The organism is Phenylobacterium sp. (genome assembly GCF_036495085.1).
Classification (GTDB): Bacteria; Pseudomonadota; Alphaproteobacteria; order Caulobacterales; family Caulobacteraceae; genus Phenylobacterium.
In genome coordinates this window covers 47,617-69,169 of sequence record NZ_DASXNL010000155.1, presented here as the reverse complement: position 1 = coordinate 69,169, position 21,553 = coordinate 47,617, and the positions used below count along the sequence as shown (strand labels likewise).

The window sequence follows — 21,553 nt, the reverse complement described above, 5'->3', positions numbered from 1 at the left end:
GTCGCCATATCCGAGCGCCCCGCGGCCTCGCGGCCGAGGCGCAGCTCCGCCAGGCCCTGGCCGAAGCGGGCGGTGGCTAGCTGTGGGCGTAGGCGAAGGGCGGTTGCATAGTCGGCCAGGGCCAGCTCCAGGTCGCCCTTGCGCAGGCGTACGAAACCGCGGGCGTCATAGACCTCCGGCGCGTCGGCCTTGAGCGCCGCCGAGCGGTCGCAGTCTGCGAGAGCCCGGTCGAGCGATTCGCCGGCCAGGCCCAGCGCCCAGCAGCGGATATTGAGCGCCTCGGCCGAATCCGGCGCGCCGCGAACCGCGGTGTCGGCTTCCTCCACCGCGCGCGCATGCTGGCCTTGCGCCCCATAGGCGATCGCCAGTCCGAGCCGGGCCTGCACGTCGGCAGGGTCGTGCGCCAGCACCTCGGTAAAGTCAGCCGCCGCCGCGGCGTGCTCGCCCAGCTGCAAGCGCGCCCGGCCGCGGTTGCCCAGCGCCAGGACGTAGCCTGGCTTGAGCGTCAGCGCCTTGTCGAAATCGGCGACCGCGGCCTTCAGCTCGCCTCTGTTCGCCAGCGCATCGCCGCGGTTGTTGTAGGCGCCCGCGTCCTGCGGATCGTGAGCCACCGCCGCGTCATAGGCCGCGACCGCCCCGTTCAGGTCGCCGGCGACCTGCAGTGAGAAGCCGTGGTTGAACTGCGCCCGCGCATCCTTCGGATCGAGCTTGGCGGCACGGGCGTAGTCCTGCGCCGAGCCCGCAGCGTCACCCTTGGCGTGGCGCGCCCAGGCCCGGCCGCTCAGCGCCGGTGTCAGGTCGGGATCGATCCGAAGCGCGGCGTCGAACGCCGAAAGCGCGCCGTCGACGTCTTTGCGCCGCGCCAGTACGCCGCCGCGCCCGGCATACGCCGTCGCGTCATCGGGCTTCAGCGTGAGGGCGCGATCGAAGTCGGCTAGCGCGCGCGTGTCATCGCCGGTCCGAGCGTAGGCTTGCCCACGCTGATCGAGCACATCGGCGGATTGCGGCGCCGCGGCTACGGCGCGGTCATAGTCAGCGAGCGCCGCCGGACCCTTGCCCATGGCCATGCGGATGGCCGCACGGCCGGCCCAGCCCTCCGATTTGTCAGGCGCGAGCCGGATCGCGCGCTCGAAATCGGCCGACGCACGCTCGTAGTCGGCGGCTTCAAAATAGGCGCTGCCGCGCCCGGCGAAGGTTTCCGGGAGCGCCGGGTCGAGGCGCTCGGCTGCGTCGTAGTCCGCTATCGCCTGGCTGAGCGCACCCTGGCTCTGATAGAGCACCCCGCGGTTGAAGAGCGCGACGGCGCGCGGCCCCGGCGCCTCGAGGTCGGATTGGATGATCCCGCTGCAGCCGTTGATCTGCTGCACTAGGCCAGGGGCTCCTGCGCCAAGGCAGGCTTCCCAGGACGACGCCAGCAGTTGCGCCTGCGCCGGCGCGGAGACCGATAACGCCAGTCCCGCCGAAAGGCCCACGACCGACAGCCGCATATAAGCCTCCACCTTAGGAGCGCCCCTCCGACGCCATACTAACGCGTGCGGTCCTGCGCCCTAGGTCGAAAGTGCAGGAACAGGTTCATCGTCAGGCGCCCGGCTCGCGGGTCGGGATCGAACGCAAGGCCCTCGCCGATGCTCGCCGAGTGCAGGTTATGGCTGCGGTAGACCAGCATCCGGTTGAACACCGCCTCATAGTCCGCAGTCCGCTCGAAGATCTCGCTGTCGCCGTTGATATAGCCTTGCGGCTCGCCGAAGGCCGCGAGGTCGGACTTCAATGTCTGCTCATAGCGGTCGAACCGCTCCTCGGTGATCGCCTCGAACCCTGTCCTGCGGTGCCGGTAGAAGCTGGTGCCGCCCTGATCGCCCGGCGCAAGATAGAGCAGCAGCGCCAGGTTGCCCGGGTGGGTCGAGTCGATATGAGGCATCCTCTGGCGAAGGCTGAGGTCTGCCGGGCGCGTGGTCACCAACGAATATTCCCAGCCGCCGCTCTTCACCTCGTCGTCGGCGAGGCTGAAGGCCGCCCGCAGGGCGTTGTCGAGATAGGCATGGACGGCCTGTACGAACCCGACCGGAACCGGCGCCCGAACGCCCGGGTAGAAGGTTTGCTCAGCCGCAGGAAAGGGCGCCAGTGAAGCCGCGTGGTCGACCAGCGCCTGCGGGTCGTCGGCGAAGTTATCAATAACCAGCACTGGCGCGCGCTCGGCGCCGACTGAATCGAGACGCGGCGTGATGTGGCTGTGCGGGCGATAGGCGAGGGTCATTGCGAACTCATGTTGGCCTATTGCCGGTTTTGCGCGCAGCAGGCTCCGAATAGGGCGATATCTGCTGCCGCGCGCTGGAGATCGAGATCGCCCGCAAGCGCCACCATTCTATCGCCCCCGCCGACTTCGCCAACGATGTGAAGGTGAACGCGATTTGTAACCTTGAAACCGGACTGAGGCGCCTACGCCCGCCGGCTCGGCTCAACCGCTCTGCATTGTCATCGGCGCGAATCTTCGCCCATGTGCCGTCCGGCGCCGGAAACCGCCGTCAAATACCGAAGGGAGCGATAGGCATGTTTTCACACATCATGATCGGCACGAACGACCTGGACCGCGCCAAAGGTTTCTATGACGCCCTGCTCGGCACGCTCGGCGTTGCGCCAGGGATGGTCGACCGCCACCGCGTCTTCTACCGGACGTCGACGGGCACGCTTGGCGTGTCGCTGCCGATCGATGGCCAGCCGGCCACCTTCGCCAACGGGGGCACGATCGGTTTTGCCTGCGCCTCGAGCGAGCAGGCCGATGCCTGGCATGCCGCCGGCGTCGCCAACGGTGGAACCTCCATCGAAGACCCGCCGGGCATCCGGGAGGGCGGCTTCGGCAAGCTCTACCTCGCCTATCTGCGCGATCCCGACGGCAATAAGCTTTGCGGCCTCTACCGGGCGCCCTGAACCTCTCCGGCCTTGCAAAGCCCCCCGAACGCTAGGCCAAATACCGGCGATCAGTGTCCTTTGGGGGGAGGCCGTCCATGTCCGCAAAATCTGCCAGGGGGCTCACCCGTCGCGGGTTGATCGCGACGGCGGCAGGAACGGCGTTCGCCGCCATGGCGGCCCCCGCGATCGGCGCAGCACGCAAGCTTGCGCCCAGCGATCGGGTGAACATCGCGGTCATCGGCGCGGGCGGCAAGGGCGCCGACAACATGCTGCGGCTGGTCAGCCAGAACATCGTCGCCACCGTCGACGTCGACTACGACCATGTCCGCAAGTCGCTGAGCGACAGGACCGGCCGGATCCCGCCCGCAAAGCAGCCGCTGAAGGATGCCTATGACAAGGCCCAGCGCTTCACCGACTATCGCAAGATGTTCGACGCGCAGAAGGACATCGACGCCGTCCTTGTCGCCACGCCGGACCACCACCACGCCGTGGCCGCCCGCATGGCCATGGAGCGCGGCTACCACGTCTATGTGCAAAAGCCGCTTACCTACACCATCGAGGAGAGCCGCAAGCTCGCTGCGCTCGCCCAGGCCAATCCCAAGCTGATCACTCAGATGGGCAACCAGGGCCATTCCGGCGACGACGGCCGCCGCGTCGTCGAGCTGATCCGCGCCGGCGTGATCGGCCCGGTCCGCGAGGTCCACGTCTGGACCAACCGGCCGGTCTGGCCGCAGGGCGTCGCCAAACCGCCGCCGCAGGCTGCGCCCGCAAGCCTCGACTGGCCGACTTGGCTTGGTCCTGCCGACGTCGACTGGGACTACAATCCCGACTACGCCCACTTCAACTGGCGCGGCTGGGTGCCGTTCGGCTCCGGCGCGCTCGGCGACATGGGCGCCCACCTGATCGACTTCCCTTTCTGGTCGCTTGAACCTGGCCTGCCCACCCGGGTGGAGACGCGCCATACCCGCTGGCCTGGCAATCCCAGCCTCTGGGACACCGCCAAGCGCCCGGCCGTCTTCACCGGCTACCCGGAGGCTACCCTCAGCCACTATGAATTCGGCCAGGCGAAGGGAGGGCCGCTGACCATGATCTGGTACGACGGAGGCCTCTTGCCCCCGACACCTCGCGGATTCCCGACCAGCATCAAGATGAGCGGCGACGGCGGCGTGCTCTTCATGGGGACGAAGGGCATGCTGATGCACGAGACCTACGGCGAAAGGCCGGTGCTGATCGGCGAGGGCCTGGACGAGGCCGCCGCCAAGGTTCCCCACTCCCTGCCGCGCATCCAGGGCGGGATGGACGGCCACGAGATGAACTGGATCCGCGCCATCCGCGGCGAGGAGAAGATCTCGTGCCCGTTCGAATACGCTTGCCGCCTGAACGAAACGATGAACCTCGGCATCGTCGCCATGCGCGCCGACCAGGCCATTGAGTGGGATCCCGTCGCCGGGCGCATCACCAACTCGGCTGACGCCAACCAATATCTGGGCCGCCGATATCGCAAGGGGTGGGAGCTATGAAGCGCGTTACTTTGGCGAGCGCCGGCCTGCTGCTGCTCCTGGCAGCCGGCGGCGCACTGGCCCAGGCGGCCCCGGCCGCCCAGCCGGCTAAGCCACAGGACACCGAGCAATGGACGCCCGTCCCGCCGGTGGTGACGCCGGCGCCGACCCTGGACAAGCCGCAACCTCCGCCTTCCGACGCCATCATCCTCTTCGACGGCAAGAACCTCGATCAATGGGTGAACACGAAGGACAAGGCCCCCGCGGGCTGGACCGTGGCGAACGGCGTCATGACCGTGGAGAAGAAGGCCGGCAACATCGAGACCCGGCGTAGCTTCCGCAACTACCAGCTCCACCTCGAATGGCGCATCCCGGCCGACGTCACCGGCTCGGGCCAGGCGCGCGGCAACTCGGGTGTCTTCCTGGCGTCAACCGGCCCCGGCGACGCCGGATACGAGCTGCAGATCCTCGACAGCTACAAGAACGAGACCTACGTCAACGGCCAGGCGGGCAGCCTCTACAAGCAGCATGCGCCGCTGGTGAACGCCAGCCGCAAGCCCGGCGAGTGGCAGACCTACGACGTTATATGGACCGCCCCCGTCTTCGCCGCAGGCGGAGCTGTGGCCTCACCGGCCCGCGTCACCGCCTTCCACAACGGCGTCCTGATCCAGAACGACGCCGTGCTCTCCGGCGAGACCCTCTATATCGGCAAGCCCGTCTACCGGCCCTACACGAGCGCCCCCATCAAGCTGCAGGCACACGGTGACCCCAGCCCACCGCTCAGCTTCCGCAATATCTGGGTGCGCGAGTTGCTGACGACACCCGCCAAATGAACCGGTAAGGCTGGCCGACTTCAGGAGACCTCCCATGGCCAACGGAATGTCCGTCTTCACCGCGGCCGCGGCTGCGGCGGCGTTCCTGAGCCTCGCCCCGCCAGCCCTCGCCCAACAGGGCGAGGCGGCCTTCCGCACGACGACGCTCAACCTTTCGGCCCAGAGCGAGGTCCACGTCACGCCCGACATCGTCACCCTGATGCTGGGGGTTTCCGGTGAGGCGGCGACGGCCCAGGCCGCGTCCGCTCAGACGGCTGAACGGGTCGACAAGGTGGTCAAGGCCCTCCTGCGCGCCGGCGTGGCGCAACGCGATATCCAGACCCAGCGGGTGAACCTTTTCCCCACCTATGGCGAACACTCCAATGTCCCGCGCCAGATCGTGGCGTATCACGCTCAGACGACGGTTTCCGTGGTGGTCCGGGAGCTCGGGCGCGCCGGCGCGCTCCTCGATCTCGCCGTCGGCTCCGGCGCCAATGAGGTGCAGGGCATAAATTTCGGCCTGAGCGACCCCGCGGCCGCCCAGCGCCAGGCCCGCGATCAGGCCCTCCAGGCCCTGCAGCACGACGCTGCCGACGTCGCCCAGGTCATGGGGCAAAGGGTTGTCCGCCTGGTCAGCGTCAGCACCCAGGCTTTCCCGGGCGTCATCGTCACCGCCAGCCGCATGGCCGAACCCATGCTCGCCGGCTCGCGCATCGATCCGGGCGAGCTCACGATCCGTGGCGACGCCAGCGGCGTATTCGAGATCGCGCCGCGCTGACGTCTGATGCTTAGCTAGTAGGTGAAGACCAGGGTCAGCCTTGTCGTCGTGTCGGTGTTCTTGCGCCCCACCGGCGGGGAGGCTTCGTGGCGCACTTCATAGGACGCCCGCGCCGAGAGCCTCTTCTGCAGCTTGGTCGTCACCGAAGCGTCGCCGATCACCGTCGAGTTCTTGGTTTCCAGGTAGGTCACCAGGCTCTGGCTGAACTCGAGCCGCTGAGTGATCTGCCACGACAGGTATTCCGCCAGGCGCGTCGCATAGGTGAGGTCATAGCCGGTCACGAGGTACTCGGATTGGCGGGCCGCCGGGCCACCTTCGACCCTCAGCTTTAGGCCTGGCCCGTCGAACAGCCGGTAGCCGACACCCAAGCTCTCGGAGAAGCGGTAGTTGTAGCCGGCGAAGCGGTCGCGCTCCCCCCAAAGCACGCCGACGCCGTAGAAGCGCGGCGTGATGTTGCGCTGGATCGAATAGGCGCCGAAGTAGCGGTCCTTCGTCGTCTCTTCATTTTCACGCTTGAAGTCGACCGACATGTCGAAATCGTGGACCCAGATCGGAGTCCGTTTCTCGGCGGAAAGGGCGGCGGCCAAAGCCTCGCTCTCCGTATTACCCGTCGAGATCGAGCCGCCCAGTTCGCCCTTCAGGCTCCAGCCCTCGAAAAAGCCCTGGTTGGCGACCTCCGCAGCCTTGTCGGCGGCTGCTCGGGCTTTCAGCGCCTTCACCTCGGCGTCGATCTCGGCCACGGAATCGGGGTTCGCCTTCTTGGCCGCCCTGACCACGGCGTCCAGCGTATCGGGCTCGTCCGCGGCGGCGCGCAGCATGTCGGAGACAGCCTGCGGCAGGGGCGCGGCGTGCGCCACCAGGGCCGTCAGCGTCAGGGGCGCGGCGATGATGCTTACGATCCAACTTCGCATCGCGGGCTCGGCTAGCTCCGCCCGAGGCCACAACGCCGCAGCGCAACAGGCCATCAAGTGATGTCCCTAGGGTGGCCGGGGCAGACACCCCACCCCGGTTAAGGGCAACGATTCCGGGAGGTGGGTCGTTTAAGCTCCGCGGTTGATCCGCCTCGCAGCCGCCGCGGGGAGCAGGGGACATGACCCGATCGGCCTTCGTCGCCCCGCTATGGTCGGCCATCGCCGCCTGGGCTATCGCTGCAAGCGCGCAGTCGCAGCCACCGCATCGCCCGCCGCATGACGACATGGCGGCGTTTCCCCCGGCCCAGCCGGGCCAGGTCCGCCGCGTCGTCCACCTGCCGGCCGAGCCGGACGAGAACGCCTTGCGGGTGGGCATGATCATCGGCCGGACGATGTGGGTCGACTGCAATCGCCAGATCTTCGGGGCCAAGCTCGAGCAGCGTACGGCGGAGGGCTGGGGTTTCACTTACTACGTGGTCACCAACGTCGGGCAGCCTGCTTCGACCAGGATGGCCTGCCCGCCGGGCTCCCGCCGGACGCGCCAGTTCGTGCCGAGCTCGGACGAGCCGCTGTTGCGCTACAACAGCCGCCTGCCCCTGGTGATCTATGCGCCCTCGGATGTGGAAGTGCGGCACCGGATCTGGCGGGCCGGACCAGAGATGGTGGCCAGATAGGCCGCGCTCTCACCGTTGCGTCCTTTCCGTGCGGAGGGCTTCGGCAAGGCCCCACGCCGCGCCGGCCAGGATCAGGTTTACGCCGTTCTCCGCCCAGTTCCCGTGGCTCGCCGGGTTGGCGATCAATCTCGGCAGGTGCACGATCAGGCTGAAGCTCAGATACATGGCGGTTAGGAGCATCGCTGCCAGTCGCGCCCGGACCCCGCTCACGATCGCCAGGCCCGCTGCGATCTGGGCCGCGCCGGTGGCGTAGGTCCAGAAGAGCTGCGAGGGGGGCAGCCAACCGGGGACCATCGAGGCGGTGAATCTGGCGTAGACGAATTCGCTGGCGCCGAAGACCAACAGGCCCACGCCAAACAGCGGGCGCACGATACGCACGCTGGCCGCCGCGCGCGCCTGGCCGACGCCTGGGGCAAGCGCGTAGGCGAGCACCCCGCCCAGCGCCGATACCGCGGTCTCCGCGACGCCCTCCCAGGAGACCCAGGTCGCCGGCTTCGCCAGGGCGATCGGCAGGTGCAGCGCCAGCAGCCAAAAGCTGAAGAATGCGGCCAGCAGCAGGGCCCCGATCGCCGGGGTTCGGGGAGCGTTGGTCGCCAGCCCAGCGACGACCAGCAGCCCGGCGCTGGCGTAGAGCAGGATTTGCTGGCCCGGCATCGCGACCGGCACGGGGAGTCCGAGCGCAGCGAAGTCGCCCAAGACCAGCGCCGGGACCCCGAGCACGACGGCCCCCAGCCCGTAGACGCGTCTGCCGATGGCGCCCATGGGCGTCCTCTCTTCTCCTGACCGATTTTTGAGCCGGCTTCCCGCAAGCCCATTTAAAACGCATCTTCGAAACCGGTCGCCTGAACTCTGTGTTGGGCGTTTCCACCTGTCACCCGACAGGGAACCAGCCGAATGGGGCTCCTGCAAACACCATGAAAAAGAGCGCAACAACCCAAGCGACCGCCCAGACCGAATCCCCCTCCCGGCTGATCGACGCGAGGATCAGGGAGCTGGACGACTGGCGCGGCAGGATGCTCGCCCGTGTCCGCGCCCTCATCAAGGAGGCGGACCCAGACGTCGTCGAGGAATGGAAGTGGCGTGGCGTTCCGGTGTGGTCGCACGACGGCATCATCTGCACCGGCGAGACCTACAAGGCCGTCGTGAAGCTGACCTTCGCCAAGGGCGCCTCGCTCGCCGACCCCTCCGGCCTGTTCAACTCCAGCCTCGAAGGCAACACCCGGCGCGCCATCGACATTGCCGAGGGCGTCGAATTCGATGCCGAGGCCTTCAAGGCGCTGGTGCGCGCCGCCGTGGCTCTGAACGGATCCCCGCGTCGATAGCCCCTTTTACGCGCCCAGAGCGCCCGACTCCTCTTTGGGCCACTTCCCCCGTACCGGCGCAGGGCATGACCAGCTAAGCTGGCCGGAACGAAGCGCCGGTGGGCGCGCTGGATTACGCGATGAAGTCCCTGCCCAATATCCTGACGTCCATGCGCTTGGTCCTGGCGCTTTTCATGTTCGTGGCCCTGGCGGCGGCCGCGGGCGCGGTGCCAGGCCTCTCCGATCATCTGGAGCCGCAGGCGCAGTTCGCTCTGCAGCGATGGGCCGTCTATGCCTTTGTCATCGCCGCGGTGACCGACTTCTTCGACGGCTGGCTGGCGCGCAAGCTGGGCGCCGAAAGCGTCTGGGGCGCGATCCTCGACCCGATCGGCGACAAGGTCCTGGTCTGCGGCGCGGTGCTGGGACTGATGTCGCTGGGCGCCCAGCCGATGGTGCTGCTTCCAGCGGGCCTGATCCTGTTCCGCGAGTTCACCGTCAGCGCCCTGCGTGAGGTGGGGGCCGGCAAAGGCGTGAAACTGCCCGTCACCATGCTCGCCAAGTGGAAGACCACGCTGCAGCTCACGGCGCTCTCCATGGAGCTGGTCGTCGGCGCCTGGGGGGCGTTCCCGTTCCTGCCACAGGATCCGGCCGTGCAGGGCCCGGTGACCATCGCCGCCCATAGCCTCTTTTGGCTTGCGACCCTCGTCACGCTGATCACCGGCGCCCAGTACTGGGAACAGACCCGCAAGGCGCTGCAGGGCTGAGCATCGGAGGTAGGGCGTGGGTGGCGCGCCCCGCTTGCCGCGCGCTCGCTGGACTGATACTTAAGTAAACGATTAAGTGTACAGCGAGGCGACCGTGGCCCTGACGCTCTATTATCATCCGCTATCCTCTTACTGCTGGAAGGCGCTGATCGCGCTCTACGAAGCCGACGTCGCGTTCGAACCCCGGATGGTCAACCTCGGCGATCCCGCCGACCGCGCCGCCTTAGCCGCCGTCTGGCCGCTCGCAAAGTTCCCCGTGTTGCGTGACGACGAGCTCGACCGGACCGTGCCGGAAGCAACCATCGTCATCGAGTATCTGGCCCAGCACTATCCCTCCGCCGCCTCGCTGGTTCCCGCGAGTCCAGACCTGGCCTGGCAAACCCGGCTGCGCGACCGATTGTTCGACAACTACATCCACAACGGCCTGCAGCGTGTGGTTGCCGACCGCCTGCGCGCCGAGGGCCAGCGCGACCCGTTGGAGGTGGATCGGGCGCGCGCAGACATCCGCGCCGGCTACGACCTCGTCCAGCCGATGGGGACGGACGCCTGGGCCATGGGCGAGACCTTCACCCTGGCCGACTGCGCCGCCCTGCCGGCCCTGTTCTACGCTGATTATGCGGTCTCGCTCGCCGAGTGGCCCAAGCTTGCGGCCTACCTCGGTCGGCTGAAGGCGCGACCCAGCGTGGCCCGCGTGCTCGCCGAGGCCGGACCCTATTTCCAGTATTTCCCGTTGAAGGACGGCTGATGGCGGTTGCCGCCCTCGACCTTACCTTTCATGCCCTGGCCGATCCGGCGCGACGGGCCATGATCGAGCGACTGAGCCGCGGGCCGGCTTCGGTCAGCGAACTCGCTCAGCCGCTCGCCATGTCGCTGCCCGCCGTCGTCCAGCACCTGGCCGTCCTGGAGGCAAGCGGGCTCGTGGCCTCGCAGAAGGTCGGCCGCGTCCGGACATGCCGTATGGACCCCGCCGCCCTGAGCCTGGCCGAGCAGTGGATCGACCAGCGCCGCAGAGAGTGGGAGCGCCGCCTTTGTCGCCTGGGGGAGCACCTCAAGCAGTTTCCCGACGGAGAACCGACTTGACCGAAACCGCGCAACTCACTGAACACAACGTCGCCCACGGGGTCTTCACCATCGAGCGCACCTACCCATCCGTTTCGCCCCGGCGGGTCTTCGAAGCCTTCGCGACCGAGGCCGGCAAGGACGCCTGGTTCTCCGGGCCCAACGAGGCCTGGGACATCGTCGAGCGGCGGTTCGATTTGCGGGTCGGCGGCCACGAGCGGTTAAAGGGCAAGTGGAAGTCCGGCATGGTCACCGCTCCCCGGAACCTCTGCAAATCCGCTCGTAGCTAAAGCTACGCGGCGGCCTTGCGGTCCGGCGCCTGCTTCGCCGAGATCCGTTTCACGCGAGGCTTGCGTCCCGCGCCGGAGCCTGAACCCCGGAGCTTGCGGCTTCGGCGACGTGGTCAAAGGTCGCCAGGCCCCTGGCCCGCAGACTGGCGCCTCGGCGCAGTCCGAGCGATGCGTAGGTCTATGAGCGCGTCGCTCGCCGCGCCAGGCTCAGCACTCGGCGAGGTTCACGGCTAGGCCGCCGAGCGAGGTTTCCTTGTAGATGTGGCTCATGTCCTCTCCGGTGCGCTTCATGGTGGCGATTACCTTGTCGAGGCTGACCGAGTGCTGGCCATCGCCGAGCAGCGCCAGCCGGGAAGCGTCGATGGCCTTTACCGCGCCCATGGCGTTGCGCTCGATGCAGGGGATCTGCACCAGCCCGCCGATCGGGTCGCAAGTCAGTCCGAGGTTGTGCTCCATGGCGATCTCGGCGGCGTTCTCGATCTGGGCGTTCGTGGCGCCCAGCGCCGCCGTAAGTCCCGCCGCCGCCATCGAGCAGGCCACGCCGACCTCGCCCTGACAGCCCACTTCCGCCCCCGAAATCGAGGCGTTCTTCTTGTAGAGCGCGCCGATCGCAGCGGCCGTGAGCAGGAAGGTGCGCCGCCCCTCTGCTGTCCCGTTGTGGAAGCGGTCGTAGTAGCGCAGCACCGCCGGGACCAAGCCGGCCGCTCCGTTGGTCGGAGCGGTCACGACGCGGCCGCCGGCGGCGTTCTCCTCGTTTACCGCCAACGCCCACAGGTTGACCCAATCCAACGCCGCCAGCGGGTCGGCGATGCGCTTGTCGGCGTCCGAGATCAGCGACTGGCGCACCTGGAACGCGCGCCGCTGGACCTTCAGCCCGCCCGGCAGGATCCCGTCGGTGCGCATGCCGCGGTCGATGCAGCCGTACATGGCGTTTGCGATCTCATCGAGCCCGGCGTCGGTTTCGGCATCGGGGCGTCGCGCCAGCTCGTTGGCGCGCGTGACGCCGGCGATGGTCAGGCCAGCGCCGGCCGCCATCTCCAGCAACTCCTCGCCGGACTCAAACGGGTAGGGGACCGCCGGACCGGTTTCGGCCGGCGCATTGCGGCCCATTTCGTCCTCGTCCCGAACAAATCCTCCACCGATGGAGAAATAGGTCCGCTCCTCGATCGGGTCGCCTGCCACGTCGAAGGCCTCGAATTTCAGCGCGTTGGGATGAAGGGGCAGGCGCGTCCGGCCTTCCCAGTGCAGGTGGCGGTTCTCTTCGAAGGCGATCTCGTGCCGGCCGGCCAGGGTCAAGCGACCCTCCGAGCGAACGGCCGCCACCACCCGATCAGCCTCATCCGGGTCCAGGCTGGCCGGCTCGAACCCAGCCAGCCCCAGGATCACCGCCCGGTCAGTCGCGTGGCCGTGGCCGGTCAGGGCCAGCGAGGCGTAGAGCGTGATCTCAACCCGCACCGTGCGCTCCACCCGCGCTCCGAGGCGCTGCAGAAACCGTCCGGCGGCGGTCATCGGGCCCATGGTGTGCGAGCTGGAAGGACCGATGCCGAGCTTGAAGAGGTCGAAGACGCTGACGTTCATCGGCGCTCCAGTAGCCGAGTTCCTGGTGGGTGAAACTGGGTCAGCTCATCGGATTGGCGGAGCCCGGCGGGTCGGGCGGCAGGGGGATGAATTCCTTGTCGTCGGCGTCCGGCAGCTTCATTCGCCCCGCCCTCCAATCGGACTTGGCCTGGGCGATCCGGTCCTTGGAGGAGGCCACGAAGTTCCACTCGATGAACCGCTCGCCGACCGGCTCTCCGCCCAGCAGCATGACGATAGCGTCGCTCACCGCTGTGAACACCACGCCTTGTCCGGGCGTCAGGATCGCCATCTGGCCCGCGTGGATCTGGCGGCCGTCGACCTCCACGATCCCTTGCGCGACATAAGCCGCCCGTTCGGAATATTCCGGTCCGATGTCGGCTTGGCCGCCGGCCTTTAGCGCCCAGTGGATGTAGAACATCGGCGAATGGGTCTTCACCTTGGCTTCCACGCCGAATGCGCGGCCGGCCACCAGGCGGGCCCACAGCTTGCCGTCGGGGCTCTCATAGGTCGGCAGGTCGTCGGAGCCATGGTGCGAGAACGCCGGGTCGGCTTCTTCGTCCCTCTCCGGTAGGGCCACCCATGCCTGGATGCCGTGCATACTTCCGCCGTGCGCCCGCAGATCTTCGAACCGCTCTGAATGGGTGATGCCCTTGCCGGCGGTCATCCAGTTGACCTCGCCCGGCCGGATCACCTCGGTCGAGCCGACGCTATCGCGATGGGTCATCGAGCCTTCGAAGAGGTAGGAGACCGTGGAGAGCCCGATGTGCGGATGCGGCCTGACGTCAACGTCGCGCGGGAAGCCCGCCTCGAACCTCGCCGGCCCCATGTGGTCGAAAAAGATGAACGGTCCGACCATCCGATGTGAATGGAACGGCAACACCCGCCCCACCTCGAACCCGCCGAGGTCCTTGCGTCGTTGGTCGATAACGAGCTCGATCACGAACGTCTCCGTCTATGCGCGCCTATCCCTGCGCGCTCACATAGGGACTGACCAGCCCCAGGGGCGCAGCGGTGGTGTTCTTCACCGAGCGGATGACGATGCGGCTTTCGATGTTGGAGACCAGCCCCAACGACAAGATCCGCTCGCGCAGGAAGTCGTCGAAGGCGTGCATGTCGCGGGTCACGACCCGCAATTCATAGTCAGCCGATCCGGTGACCGTGGCGCACTGCACGACTTCCGACAGCTTGCCGATTGCGGATTCGAAGGAGTCGAGGTTGTCCCGGGTCGGCAGGCTCAGCTTGACGGTGCAGTAGACCTCGAAACCCAGACCGAGCTTCTCCCGATCGAGGATCGTCACGCGCCGCTGAATGACGCCGGCGTCCTCGAGCCGCTTGATCCGCCGCCAGCAAGGGCTGGAGGACAATCCGACGCGTTCGGCGATCTCGGCGACTGACAAGCCCGCGTCATGCTGGATGAGGTCGAGTATCTTTGCATCGACAGCGTCCAGCACCTCAGACAAGTTTTCCTCCCCCGGTCGCCGAAAATCGGCTTCGTCGTGCCCTGGAACCGATCGGCTACGGCACGCTTTTGGCAAGCAATCGCGACATACTTACATGATCTTCCAAGCCGCGGGCGAGGGGCGGAAGGAATAAAATTGCGAAGTGGCGCCCTGAAGTGACGGGCGACGACAAGTTTCTGCTCACAGAAGGCAGAGTTTGCATCGCCTCAGTGCCGTCGACGCTCCTGCCCGGCTCGAGACACGGCGCGCCGAACGAAGCTCAGCGGATTTTTTCAATGCGAGGTTAAACCGACCCTGATATCACGTCGTAGTGGTATGATTGCGCGACGTTGGGCTGGACGTGGCAAGAGACTTGCTCGAACCCGGCCGATAAGGATCATTTATGTGCAGTTGTATCGATAGTGTCCGCGGCGCGCCGGACACCAAGCTCACCCCCGGACATCGCGCTTTGCGCTTCTGCAAGGACCGGCCATGACGACGCTGAAGAACAGTCGGCCTCTCAGCCTCCACATCCCCGAGCCGCGCTTCCGGCCGGGCGAAAAACCCGACTTCTCGAACCTCAATATTTCGGAAGCCGGTGCGACGCCTCGTCCAGCGACCGACACCCAGCCGAAAGACATGCGCGACCTGGCCTACGGCCTGGTCCGCGTGCTGGCCACCGATGGCGAGGCCGTGGGCCCCTGGAACCCCAATCTGGATATCGAGACGCTCAAGCGCGGCCTGCGGACCATGATGCTGACCCGCGTCTACGACGATCGGATGTATCGCGCCCAGCGGCAGGGCAAGACCAGCTTCTACATGAAATGCACCGGGGAAGAGGCCGTCTCGATCGCCCAGGCGATGGTGTTGAACCACGACGACATGTGTTTTCCGACCTATCGCCAGCAAGGCATTCTGCTGGCGCGCGGCTACCCCATCGTCGAGATGATGAACCAAGTCTACTCCAACTCCCTGGACCCGATGAAAGGCCGCCAGCTGCCGGTGATGTATTCGTCCAAGGCGGACGGCTTTTTCACCATTTCAGGCAATCTCGGGACCCAGTTCACGCAGGGCGTGGGCTGGGCCATGGCTTCAGCCCTGAAGGGCGATGATCGTATCGCCTCGGCCTACATCGGTGACGGATCGACCGCAGAGGGCGACTTCCACCACGCACTCACCTTCGCCTCGGTCTATCGCGCCCCGGTGATCCTGAACATCGTCAACAACCAGTGGGCCATTTCCTCGTTCCAGGGCATAGCCGGCGGAGAGGAGGCGCCGTTCGCATCGCGCGCCATCGGCTACAATCTGCCCTCGCTGCGCGTGGACGGAAACGATTTCCTCGCGGTTTATGCAGCTACGCAATGGGCCGTTGAGCGCGCACGCTCCGATCTCGGAGCAACGGTGATCGAGCATTTCACCTATCGGGCGGAGGGGCACTCCACCTCCGACGACCCGACCCGCTACCGACCCGCCGAAGAAGCCAAGCTCTGGCCCTTGGGAGACCCGATTGAACGGCTGAAGGCCCACCTGATCCATCTGGGCGAATGGTCGGATGCGCAGCAGCAGGCGCTGCACGAGGAATTGGTCGAAGAAGTCCGGGCCGCCGGCAAGGAGTCCGAAGCGCATGGCACCCTGCACGCGGGCGACCGACCCAGCGTCAAGACCATGTTTGAGGACGTCTACAAGGAAATGGACTGGCGCCTGATCCGGCAGCGGCAGGAACTGGGGGTTTGACGATGAACAAGCCAATGACCGCGCCCGCCGCCGCGAAGGCCGAGGAGGGCGGCGCACCGCCCGAGACGGCGAAGATGAACATGATCCAGGCAATCAACTCGGCCATGGATGTGATGCTGGGCCGCGATCCCGACGTGCTCGTCTTCGGCGAGGACGTCGGCTACTTCGGCGGCGTTTTCCGGGCCACCGAGGGCCTGCAGAAGAAACACGGCCTGAACCGCTGCTTCGACACCCCGATCGCCGAGGCAGGACTGATCGGCACGGCGATCGGCATGGCGGCTTATGGCCTGCGTCCGTGCGTCGAGATCCAGTTCGCCGACTACATCTACCCGGGCTACGATCAGATCGTGTCGGAGGCGGCCAGGCTGCGCTACCGCTCGGCGGGAGATTTCTGGTGCCCGATGACGATCCGCACGCCGTACGGCGGCGGCATCTTCGGCGGCCAGACCCATAGCCAGAGCCCCGAGGCGCTATTCACTCACGTCGCCGGAATCAAGACGGTGATCCCCTCGACGCCCTTCGACGCAAAGGGGCTCCTGATCGCGGCCATCGAGGATGACGACCCCGTCCTCATCTTCGAGCCCAAGCGGCTCTACAACGGCCCGTTCGACGGCAATCCCGACACGCCGGTCACCCCGTGGCAGAAGATCCCGGGCAATGACGTGCCCGTGGGCTACTACAAGGTGCCGCTTGGCAAGGCGCGAATAGCGCGGGAGGGCGCCGAGGTCACGGTCCTGGCCTATGGGACAATGGTGCACGTGGCGGTGGCCGCCGCCGAGGCGCTCGGCGTGGACGCCGAAGTGGTCGATCTTCGCACGCTTGCGCCGGTCGATATCGAGGCCATCGCCGCCTCGGTGAAGAAGACCGGCCGATGCGTGATCGTGCACGAGGCGACGCGGACGTCGGGTTTCGGCGCTGAACTCTCGGCGCTCGTCCAGGAGGCCTGCTTCTACAATCTGGAATCGCCCATCGAGCGGGTCACAGGTTGGGACACGCCCTATCCCCATGCCTTCGAATGGGAATACTTCCCGGGTCAGAAGCGCATCGGCGCAGCCCTCAAACGCGTGATGGAGGCCTAGGGCCCGTGGGACGTTTCGTCTTCAAGCTGCCGGATCTGGGGGAGGGCACGGCCGAGGCTGAGATCGTCGCCTGGCACGTCAAGGTGGGCGACGTTGTCGCCGAGGACGCCCCGCTCGTCGACATGCTGACCGACAAGGCCACGGTGGAGATGACCTCGCCCGTCGCCGGCAAGCTGATCGAGCTCAATGGCGCGCCGGGGGACATGGCCGCCGTAGGGGGCCCGATCGCGGTGTTCGAGGTCGAAGGCGCCGGCAACGCAGCCGCGACGGACCGCAGTCCGCCGGCGCGCCCCCAGGCCCCTCAGGTCGACGCTGAGGCGCCTGAGGCGCCTCAGGCGACGCAGGCGCCCGCTGTGGTGGCGGCTGCGCCCAGCGTAGCCGTCCAGGCGCCCGGCCGCGCCATACCCACGCGCGCCGAGGGCGAGAAGCCGCTGGCCTCTCCAGCGGTGCGCCGGCGGGCGGAGGACCTGGGGATCAAGCTCACTCAGGTGGCGGGAACGGGCCCGGCGGGCCGCATCACCCATGAGGACCTCGATATCTTCATAGCCGGAGCCGGTTCGAGTGCGCCACCCGCGCCGTCGACCCTCGCCAAGCGGACCGGTGTGGACGAGGTGAAAGTCATCGGCATGCGCCGCGCCATCGCCCGGCAGATGCAGGAGTCCAAGCGCCGCATCCCGCACTTCGCCTATGTCGAGGAGGTCGACATGACGGAGCTGGAAGAACTCCGCGTCCACCTGAACACGACCAAGCGCGACGATCAGCCGAAGTTGACGGTGTTGCCGTTCATCATGCGCGCCCTGGTCCGCGTGCTGCCTGCCTATCCGCAGATCAACGCGCGCTTCGACGACGAAGCCGGTGTGGTGCATCGCCACGCGGGCGTCCACATCGGGATCGCGACGCAGACCTCGAGCGGGCTCGTGGTGCCGGTGGTGAGGCATGCTGAAGCGCTTGATGTTTGGGCCGCCGCCGTGGAAGTGGCGCGCGCCGCGGACATCGGGAGGTCCGGCAAGGGATCTAAGGATGATCTCTCTGGCTCCACGATCACCATCACCTCGCTCGGTCCACTGGGCGGCATCGCCACGACGCCCGTGATCAACTACCCGGAAGTGGCCATCATCGGTCCCAACAAGATCGTCGAGCGGCCCGTCGTGCGGCACGGCCAGATCACCGTGCGCAAGATGATGAACCTGTCGTCGTCCTTCGATCACCGGGTCGTAGACGGCTATGACGCGGCGGAATTCATCCAGCGGGTCAGAGCCATGCTGGAACACCCCGCAACCCTCTTCATGGACTGACGCCGTGGCCGAGACCATCACCACCCGCCTCCTGATCCTGGGCGGCGGACCGGGCGGCTACGCCGCGGCGATCCGGGCGGGCCAGCTCGGTATCGACACCGTGCTCGTGGAGGCGGACCGCTTGGGCGGCACGTGCTTGATCCGCGGCTGCATACCCTCGAAAGCGCTGATCCATGTCGCCTCGAAGTTCGAGGGCATGGTCGAGGCGGCGCAAGGAGCGAAGGACGGCATCTCGCTCAGCTCGCCGCCCGTACTCGACATGGCCAGGACCGTCGCCTGGAAGGAGAGCGTGGTCGACAAGCTGAACGGCGGGGTCGTCGCGCTTTTGAAGCGCGCCAAGACCCGCGTCGTGGCCGGCTGGGGGACCTTCAGCGACGCCAAAACCTGCCACGTGGAAACCGACGACGGGCCGGTCACCATCAAGGCCGAGACTGTGATCTTGGCGGCAGGCTCCGTCGCCACCGCCTTGCCGCACATCCCCTTCGGCGGCGACGTGATCTCCTCCACCGAGGCGCTGGCGCTCGAGAAGGCGCCTAGGCGCCTGGCGGTGATCGGCGCGGGCTATATCGGTCTTGAGCTCGGCTCAGCCTTCCGCAAGTTCGGCTGCGAAGTGACGGTCGTGGAGGCGTTGGACCGCATCCTTCCGCAATACGATGAAGCCCTCACCAAGCCGGTGAAGGCCTGGCTTCAGAAGTCGGGCGTCGGCGTGCACCTCTCGGCGAAGGCGACGGCCTGGACGAACGGCGAACTGAGCGTGGACAAGAACGGTGAAAGGCTGGGAATTCCCGCCGACAAACTGCTCGTCACGGTCGGCCGCCGCGCTCGCATCGAGGGCTGGGGCCTGGAGAACATGGGTGTCGAGATGGCCGGCGCCTTCGTCAAGGTGAATGGCCGCATGCAGACGTCGATGAGCGGCGTCTACGCCATCGGCGATCTCGCCGGCGAGCCCATGCTGGAGCACAAGGCCATCGCGCAGGCGCATGTGGCTGTCGAGGTGATCGCGGGCCAAAACCGCACGTTCGATCCAGCGGCCATCGCCGCGGTCTGCTTCACCGAACCGGAGATCGTCTCGGCCGGGCTTTCGCCCGACGAGGCGGCCGCGGCGGGACACGATCCGCTCAGCGCAGTATTCCCGCTTCAGGCCAATGGCCGGGCGCTCTCCATGGGAACCGGCGACGGCGGCGGCTTTGCTCGGGTGGTGGCGCGAAAGGCCGATCATCGGGTCGTGGGCCTGCAGGCGGTGGGAGCGCATGTCTCCGAGCTTTCAGGCGAATTCGCCATGTCCATCGAGATGGGCGCGCGGCTTGAGGACCTGGCCGGAACCATCCACGTCCACCCAACCCTGTCGGAAGCGGTGCACGAGGCGGCGCTCAGGGCTCTGGGGCACCCGGTTCATATCTGACGGCTGGAGCGAGGGGCCGTTACTCTAGGCGACGGCGCGTTTCCGTCGCCGCACCTCGGCCTCGAGCGCGGCGTAGTCTGAGAACCCGCTCACAGGCGTCACCATCTCGCACCACTTGGCATCGAGGGCTGCGGCGATCTCGGGTGGGAGCTCCTGTCTGCCTCCACCGGAGCCGCCCTTGCGGACCTTGGAGGAATCCGAGTTCGGCGGCAGATTGCAGCGGACTTCAGACGCGGCTCGCAACATGGCGTCGTCGAACCGATCCTTGTGAGCCAGCATGAACTGAAATGACGAGCGCTCCAGCGTCAGAGCCATCAGTTCGTCGTCCAGCGCCAGGCCGCTGAAAGCGGCGACCCGGCGGACGGTGGCCTGCGGCTCGGCGCTCATCTGCTCGTAGGTGAGGATCAGCACATTCGGATTGTCGCGCTCGCCCCACCAACTTAGCAGGTGGTTCCAATAGTCGGCGCCAACGGCTGTCCGGGCCATCCAGTCCTGCGCGAAGTCGGCGATAGGAACCGCGCCGGGCTCCATGAACCAGCCCTCCATGAAGCGGTACATGGACAGGAAGGCGTCCTTCGGCTCGCGGAAGGCCACGATGTAGCGCGCGCCCTTCGGCACGCTGGAGTAGGAGAGGTGGCTCTTGAAGCCGCGTGGTTCGGCCCGCTGCGGCGCCTCAAGATCCAGGCCGACGATCGCCGCAGTCTCGATCCAGGGCACGACGCGCGAGATGTCGTCGAAAGCGAAGTCGCCGCGCGTGCGCAGGGTGTGAAAGATCTGCTGCAGCCAGGTTGTCCCACATTTGCCGTAGGGGGTGATCAACACGTCGGTCGGCCGGGGGCGATAGCTGCCGATGCCCGCACCGATGTCGGCGGGCACGAACAGCTTCCCGACAACCTCGCCGAACTCCGCCGCGCTCTGCGCCCGGCGCCGCGTGAGCTGATCCATGTCGCTGCCCCCTGCGCCGCTCTGCCGCTGGCGCCCGGACGCTATACACCTTTCGCGGAGAGAAAAATCGATTGGGCGATCGACGTTCGCCCTTTCTAGGCGACAAGCCCATTCAGGTATTCGCCGCTTATCCGCACCGATTCCATGCGCGGCTTGTCGTAGGGCGCCTCTTGTTCGACGAAGAAGCCGCGCACGCCTGCCGCGTAGGAGGCGGGGAGGAGCCGTTTCCAGTCGATGGTGCCCGAGCCCACCTCGGTCGGGTCCTGCTGGAAGGCGAAGTTTGGCTTGGTGGTCGCTTTCACGTCCTTCACGTGCATCTGGGTGAAGCGGTGTGGCCGGGCCTTCAAGAGAGCGAACGGATCGGCGCCGGCGGCAACCACCCAGCCTGCGTCCATCTCGAAGCTGACCAGCGCCGGGTCGGTGTTCTTGAGCAGGATATCCATCCCGGTGGTCGCGCCCAGCGGAGCGAACTCGACGTTGTGATTGTGATAGCCCAGCGTAAGCCCGGCGGCCTTCAACGGCGCGGCTTTGGCATTCAGGAAGTCGGCGGTCGCCTTCCAGTCGTCGGCCGTCATCTGCGTGGCGAGGCGGGCCAGGACGGCGCGGCGATCCTCGCCCGCCGAAGGCGTCATGTTCACGTGGGCCGGGATCGCGAACATCGGCAGCACGATGTGGCGGATGCCGAGCACATGTGCGTCGGCGATCACCTTATCGACGTCCGCCAGCCCCGGCTCCGTGGCCGAGGAGCGCGCCTGGAAGTGGGCGCTCGGACAAACGAGGCCCGCCTTGTCGAAAGCCGCCCGCAATTCCTGCGGGCTTCGGCCGAGGTAACCGGCCATCTCGACGCTCCGGTAGCCGGCCTTGGCGACCTGCCCCAGTTGCCCGTCCAGGTCGGCCTTCAGTCCGTCGCCAAGCGTGTAGAGTTGCAAGCCGATCGGCAGGCCCGTGCGCTTGAAGAATGGCGTGCCTGTCGCCGCAGCGACCGAGCCTGGGCCCAGCGCGGCCGCGGCGCCTGCGAGACCCGCTCCAATGGCTGCCCGTCGCGACAATTCGATCATCTCCCAATTCCCCCGCTTGCCTGGTTTC

At 67.0% G+C, this 21,553-nt stretch carries 23 protein-coding genes; 14 read left to right on the top strand and 9 right to left on the bottom strand.

Going from position 1 to position 21,553, the window contains the following annotated elements:
* Both VGI62_RS17620 and VGI62_RS17615 read right to left on the bottom strand, forming a co-directional pair.
* A partial coding sequence (locus VGI62_RS17620) for a tetratricopeptide repeat protein (protein ID WP_331505846.1) occupies nucleotides 1-1,487 on the bottom strand: 1,487 nt, incomplete at its 3' end.
* 38 nt (nucleotides 1,488-1,525) lie between these two features.
* Complete coding sequence (locus VGI62_RS17615; RefSeq protein ID WP_331505845.1) at nucleotides 1,526-2,254, bottom strand: DUF6445 family protein; 729 nt, start codon at nucleotides 2,252-2,254, stop codon at nucleotides 1,526-1,528.
* 293 nt (nucleotides 2,255-2,547) lie between these two features.
* Here VGI62_RS17615 and VGI62_RS17610 point away from each other — a divergent pair, with 293 nt between their 5' ends.
* The 4 genes from VGI62_RS17610 (at nucleotide 2,548) to VGI62_RS17595 (ending at nucleotide 5,996) form a co-directional block, all read left to right on the top strand.
* Nucleotides 2,548-2,925 carry a VOC family protein gene (locus VGI62_RS17610; RefSeq protein WP_331505844.1) on the top strand — a complete coding sequence of 126 codons (378 nt, stop codon included), beginning with the start codon at nucleotides 2,548-2,550 and terminating at the stop codon, nucleotides 2,923-2,925.
* Between the two features lie 77 nt (nucleotides 2,926-3,002).
* Entirely contained in the window at nucleotides 3,003-4,427 is a 1,425-nt protein-coding gene (locus tag VGI62_RS17605; RefSeq protein WP_331505843.1) for a Gfo/Idh/MocA family oxidoreductase, read from the top strand.
* Nucleotides 4,424-5,239, top strand: coding sequence for a DUF1080 domain-containing protein (locus tag VGI62_RS17600; RefSeq protein WP_331505842.1), 816 nt, complete (start codon nucleotides 4,424-4,426; stop codon nucleotides 5,237-5,239). Before VGI62_RS17605 ends, VGI62_RS17600 begins: the two co-directional genes overlap by 4 nt.
* Nucleotides 5,240-5,273: 34 nt before the next feature.
* Nucleotides 5,274-5,996, top strand: coding sequence for an SIMPL domain-containing protein (locus VGI62_RS17595; RefSeq protein ID WP_331505841.1), 723 nt, complete (start codon nucleotides 5,274-5,276; stop codon nucleotides 5,994-5,996).
* Between the two features lie 14 nt (nucleotides 5,997-6,010).
* Here the strand turns inward: VGI62_RS17595 and VGI62_RS17590 are convergent, their stop codons facing one another.
* Nucleotides 6,011-6,907, bottom strand: a complete 897-nt coding sequence (locus tag VGI62_RS17590) for a DUF481 domain-containing protein (protein WP_331505840.1) — start codon at nucleotides 6,905-6,907, stop codon at nucleotides 6,011-6,013.
* A gap of 179 nt (nucleotides 6,908-7,086) precedes the next feature.
* Here VGI62_RS17590 and eco point away from each other — a divergent pair, with 179 nt between their 5' ends.
* A complete protein-coding gene (eco, locus tag VGI62_RS17585) occupies nucleotides 7,087-7,581 on the top strand; it encodes a serine protease inhibitor ecotin (RefSeq protein ID WP_331505839.1) in 495 nt (164 codons plus the stop codon).
* A gap of 9 nt (nucleotides 7,582-7,590) precedes the next feature.
* Here eco and VGI62_RS17580 read toward each other — a convergent pair whose 3' ends face one another.
* Complete coding sequence (locus tag VGI62_RS17580; protein ID WP_331505838.1) at nucleotides 7,591-8,343, bottom strand: DoxX family membrane protein; 753 nt, start codon at nucleotides 8,341-8,343, stop codon at nucleotides 7,591-7,593.
* A 152-nt stretch (nucleotides 8,344-8,495) separates the two neighbouring features.
* Here VGI62_RS17580 and VGI62_RS17575 point away from each other — a divergent pair, with 152 nt between their 5' ends.
* The 5 genes from VGI62_RS17575 (at nucleotide 8,496) to VGI62_RS17555 (ending at nucleotide 10,995) form a co-directional block, all read left to right on the top strand.
* The gene (locus VGI62_RS17575; RefSeq protein ID WP_331505837.1) at nucleotides 8,496-8,903 is read left to right on the top strand and encodes a DUF1801 domain-containing protein; all 408 of its coding nucleotides are present in this window, start codon (nucleotides 8,496-8,498) and stop codon (nucleotides 8,901-8,903) included.
* 119 nt (nucleotides 8,904-9,022) lie between these two features.
* On the top strand, nucleotides 9,023-9,646 hold the full coding sequence (gene pgsA / locus VGI62_RS17570; RefSeq protein ID WP_331505835.1) for a CDP-diacylglycerol--glycerol-3-phosphate 3-phosphatidyltransferase: 624 nt from the start codon (nucleotides 9,023-9,025) through the stop codon (nucleotides 9,644-9,646).
* 76 nt (nucleotides 9,647-9,722) lie between these two features.
* A complete protein-coding gene (locus VGI62_RS17565; RefSeq protein ID WP_331505834.1) occupies nucleotides 9,723-10,391 on the top strand; it encodes a glutathione S-transferase family protein in 669 nt (222 codons plus the stop codon).
* Entirely contained in the window at nucleotides 10,391-10,726 is a 336-nt protein-coding gene (locus tag VGI62_RS17560) for a metalloregulator ArsR/SmtB family transcription factor (RefSeq protein WP_331505833.1), read from the top strand. The genes VGI62_RS17565 and VGI62_RS17560 overlap by 1 nt, the downstream gene beginning before the upstream one ends.
* Complete coding sequence (locus VGI62_RS17555) at nucleotides 10,723-10,995, top strand: hypothetical protein (RefSeq protein WP_331505832.1); 273 nt, start codon at nucleotides 10,723-10,725, stop codon at nucleotides 10,993-10,995. Before VGI62_RS17560 ends, VGI62_RS17555 begins: the two co-directional genes overlap by 4 nt.
* Before the next feature lie 207 nt (nucleotides 10,996-11,202).
* On the opposite strand, the gene VGI62_RS17550 is transcribed toward VGI62_RS17555, so the two are convergent.
* The 3 genes from VGI62_RS17550 to VGI62_RS17540 are packed head-to-tail and all read right to left on the bottom strand — an operon-like array spanning nucleotide 11,203 to nucleotide 14,033.
* Nucleotides 11,203-12,573 carry an L-serine ammonia-lyase gene (locus tag VGI62_RS17550; protein ID WP_331505831.1) on the bottom strand — a complete coding sequence of 457 codons (1,371 nt, stop codon included), beginning with the start codon at nucleotides 12,571-12,573 and terminating at the stop codon, nucleotides 11,203-11,205.
* Between the two features lie 40 nt (nucleotides 12,574-12,613).
* A complete protein-coding gene (locus tag VGI62_RS17545; protein ID WP_331505830.1) occupies nucleotides 12,614-13,513 on the bottom strand; it encodes a pirin family protein in 900 nt (299 codons plus the stop codon).
* A 22-nt stretch (nucleotides 13,514-13,535) separates the two neighbouring features.
* Nucleotides 13,536-14,033: an Lrp/AsnC family transcriptional regulator gene (locus VGI62_RS17540; RefSeq protein WP_331505829.1), complete on the bottom strand. Its 498-nt coding sequence runs from the start codon at nucleotides 14,031-14,033 to the stop codon at nucleotides 13,536-13,538.
* A gap of 471 nt (nucleotides 14,034-14,504) precedes the next feature.
* Between VGI62_RS17540 and VGI62_RS17535 the strand changes: the two genes are divergently transcribed.
* Genes VGI62_RS17535 through lpdA form a run of 4 tightly spaced genes read left to right on the top strand, consistent with a single transcriptional unit; the run spans nucleotide 14,505 to nucleotide 19,522 of the window.
* Nucleotides 14,505-15,746: a 3-methyl-2-oxobutanoate dehydrogenase (2-methylpropanoyl-transferring) subunit alpha gene (locus VGI62_RS17535; protein WP_331505828.1), complete on the top strand. Its 1,242-nt coding sequence runs from the start codon at nucleotides 14,505-14,507 to the stop codon at nucleotides 15,744-15,746.
* A 14-nt stretch (nucleotides 15,747-15,760) separates the two neighbouring features.
* On the top strand, nucleotides 15,761-16,825 hold the full coding sequence (locus VGI62_RS17530) for an alpha-ketoacid dehydrogenase subunit beta (protein WP_414695701.1): 1,065 nt from the start codon (nucleotides 15,761-15,763) through the stop codon (nucleotides 16,823-16,825).
* A 5-nt stretch (nucleotides 16,826-16,830) separates the two neighbouring features.
* Entirely contained in the window at nucleotides 16,831-18,120 is a 1,290-nt protein-coding gene (locus VGI62_RS17525) for a dihydrolipoamide acetyltransferase family protein (RefSeq protein WP_331505826.1), read from the top strand.
* 4 nt (nucleotides 18,121-18,124) lie between these two features.
* Entirely contained in the window at nucleotides 18,125-19,522 is a 1,398-nt protein-coding gene (gene lpdA, locus VGI62_RS17520; RefSeq protein WP_331505825.1) for a dihydrolipoyl dehydrogenase, read from the top strand.
* Between the two features lie 24 nt (nucleotides 19,523-19,546).
* On the opposite strand, the gene VGI62_RS17515 is transcribed toward lpdA, so the two are convergent.
* A complete protein-coding gene (locus tag VGI62_RS17515) occupies nucleotides 19,547-20,467 on the bottom strand; it encodes a sulfotransferase domain-containing protein (protein ID WP_331505824.1) in 921 nt (306 codons plus the stop codon).
* Between the two features lie 95 nt (nucleotides 20,468-20,562).
* The gene (locus tag VGI62_RS17510) at nucleotides 20,563-21,525 is read right to left on the bottom strand and encodes a sugar phosphate isomerase/epimerase (protein ID WP_331505823.1); all 963 of its coding nucleotides are present in this window, start codon (nucleotides 21,523-21,525) and stop codon (nucleotides 20,563-20,565) included.
* Nucleotides 21,526-21,553: the final 28 nt, after the last annotated feature.

What these genes read in the sequence shown, in the direction of transcription:
- VGI62_RS17580 (WP_331505838.1), bottom strand. Translation starts at nt 8,343, where the DNA reads ATGGGCGCCATCGGCAGACGCGTCTACGGGCTGGGGGCCGTCGTGCTC.
- VGI62_RS17605 (WP_331505843.1), top strand. Translation starts at nt 3,003, where the DNA reads ATGTCCGCAAAATCTGCCAGGGGGCTCACCCGTCGCGGGTTGATCGCG.
- pgsA (WP_331505835.1), top strand. Translation starts at nt 9,023, where the DNA reads ATGAAGTCCCTGCCCAATATCCTGACGTCCATGCGCTTGGTCCTGGCG.
- eco (WP_331505839.1), top strand. Translation starts at nt 7,087, where the DNA reads ATGACCCGATCGGCCTTCGTCGCCCCGCTATGGTCGGCCATCGCCGCC.
- VGI62_RS17615 (WP_331505845.1), bottom strand. Translation starts at nt 2,254, where the DNA reads ATGACCCTCGCCTATCGCCCGCACAGCCACATCACGCCGCGTCTCGAT.
- VGI62_RS17595 (WP_331505841.1), top strand. Translation starts at nt 5,274, where the DNA reads ATGGCCAACGGAATGTCCGTCTTCACCGCGGCCGCGGCTGCGGCGGCG.
- VGI62_RS17550 (WP_331505831.1), bottom strand. Translation starts at nt 12,573, where the DNA reads ATGAACGTCAGCGTCTTCGACCTCTTCAAGCTCGGCATCGGTCCTTCC.
- VGI62_RS17590 (WP_331505840.1), bottom strand. Translation starts at nt 6,907, where the DNA reads ATGCGAAGTTGGATCGTAAGCATCATCGCCGCGCCCCTGACGCTGACG.
- VGI62_RS17535 (WP_331505828.1), top strand. Translation starts at nt 14,505, where the DNA reads ATGACGACGCTGAAGAACAGTCGGCCTCTCAGCCTCCACATCCCCGAG.
- VGI62_RS17530 (WP_414695701.1), top strand. Translation starts at nt 15,761, where the DNA reads ATGACCGCGCCCGCCGCCGCGAAGGCCGAGGAGGGCGGCGCACCGCCC.
- VGI62_RS17575 (WP_331505837.1), top strand. Translation starts at nt 8,496, where the DNA reads ATGAAAAAGAGCGCAACAACCCAAGCGACCGCCCAGACCGAATCCCCC.
- VGI62_RS17515 (WP_331505824.1), bottom strand. Translation starts at nt 20,467, where the DNA reads ATGGATCAGCTCACGCGGCGCCGGGCGCAGAGCGCGGCGGAGTTCGGC.
- VGI62_RS17610 (WP_331505844.1), top strand. Translation starts at nt 2,548, where the DNA reads ATGTTTTCACACATCATGATCGGCACGAACGACCTGGACCGCGCCAAA.
- VGI62_RS17560 (WP_331505833.1), top strand. Translation starts at nt 10,391, where the DNA reads ATGGCGGTTGCCGCCCTCGACCTTACCTTTCATGCCCTGGCCGATCCG.
- VGI62_RS17600 (WP_331505842.1), top strand. Translation starts at nt 4,424, where the DNA reads ATGAAGCGCGTTACTTTGGCGAGCGCCGGCCTGCTGCTGCTCCTGGCA.
- VGI62_RS17510 (WP_331505823.1), bottom strand. Translation starts at nt 21,525, where the DNA reads ATGATCGAATTGTCGCGACGGGCAGCCATTGGAGCGGGTCTCGCAGGC.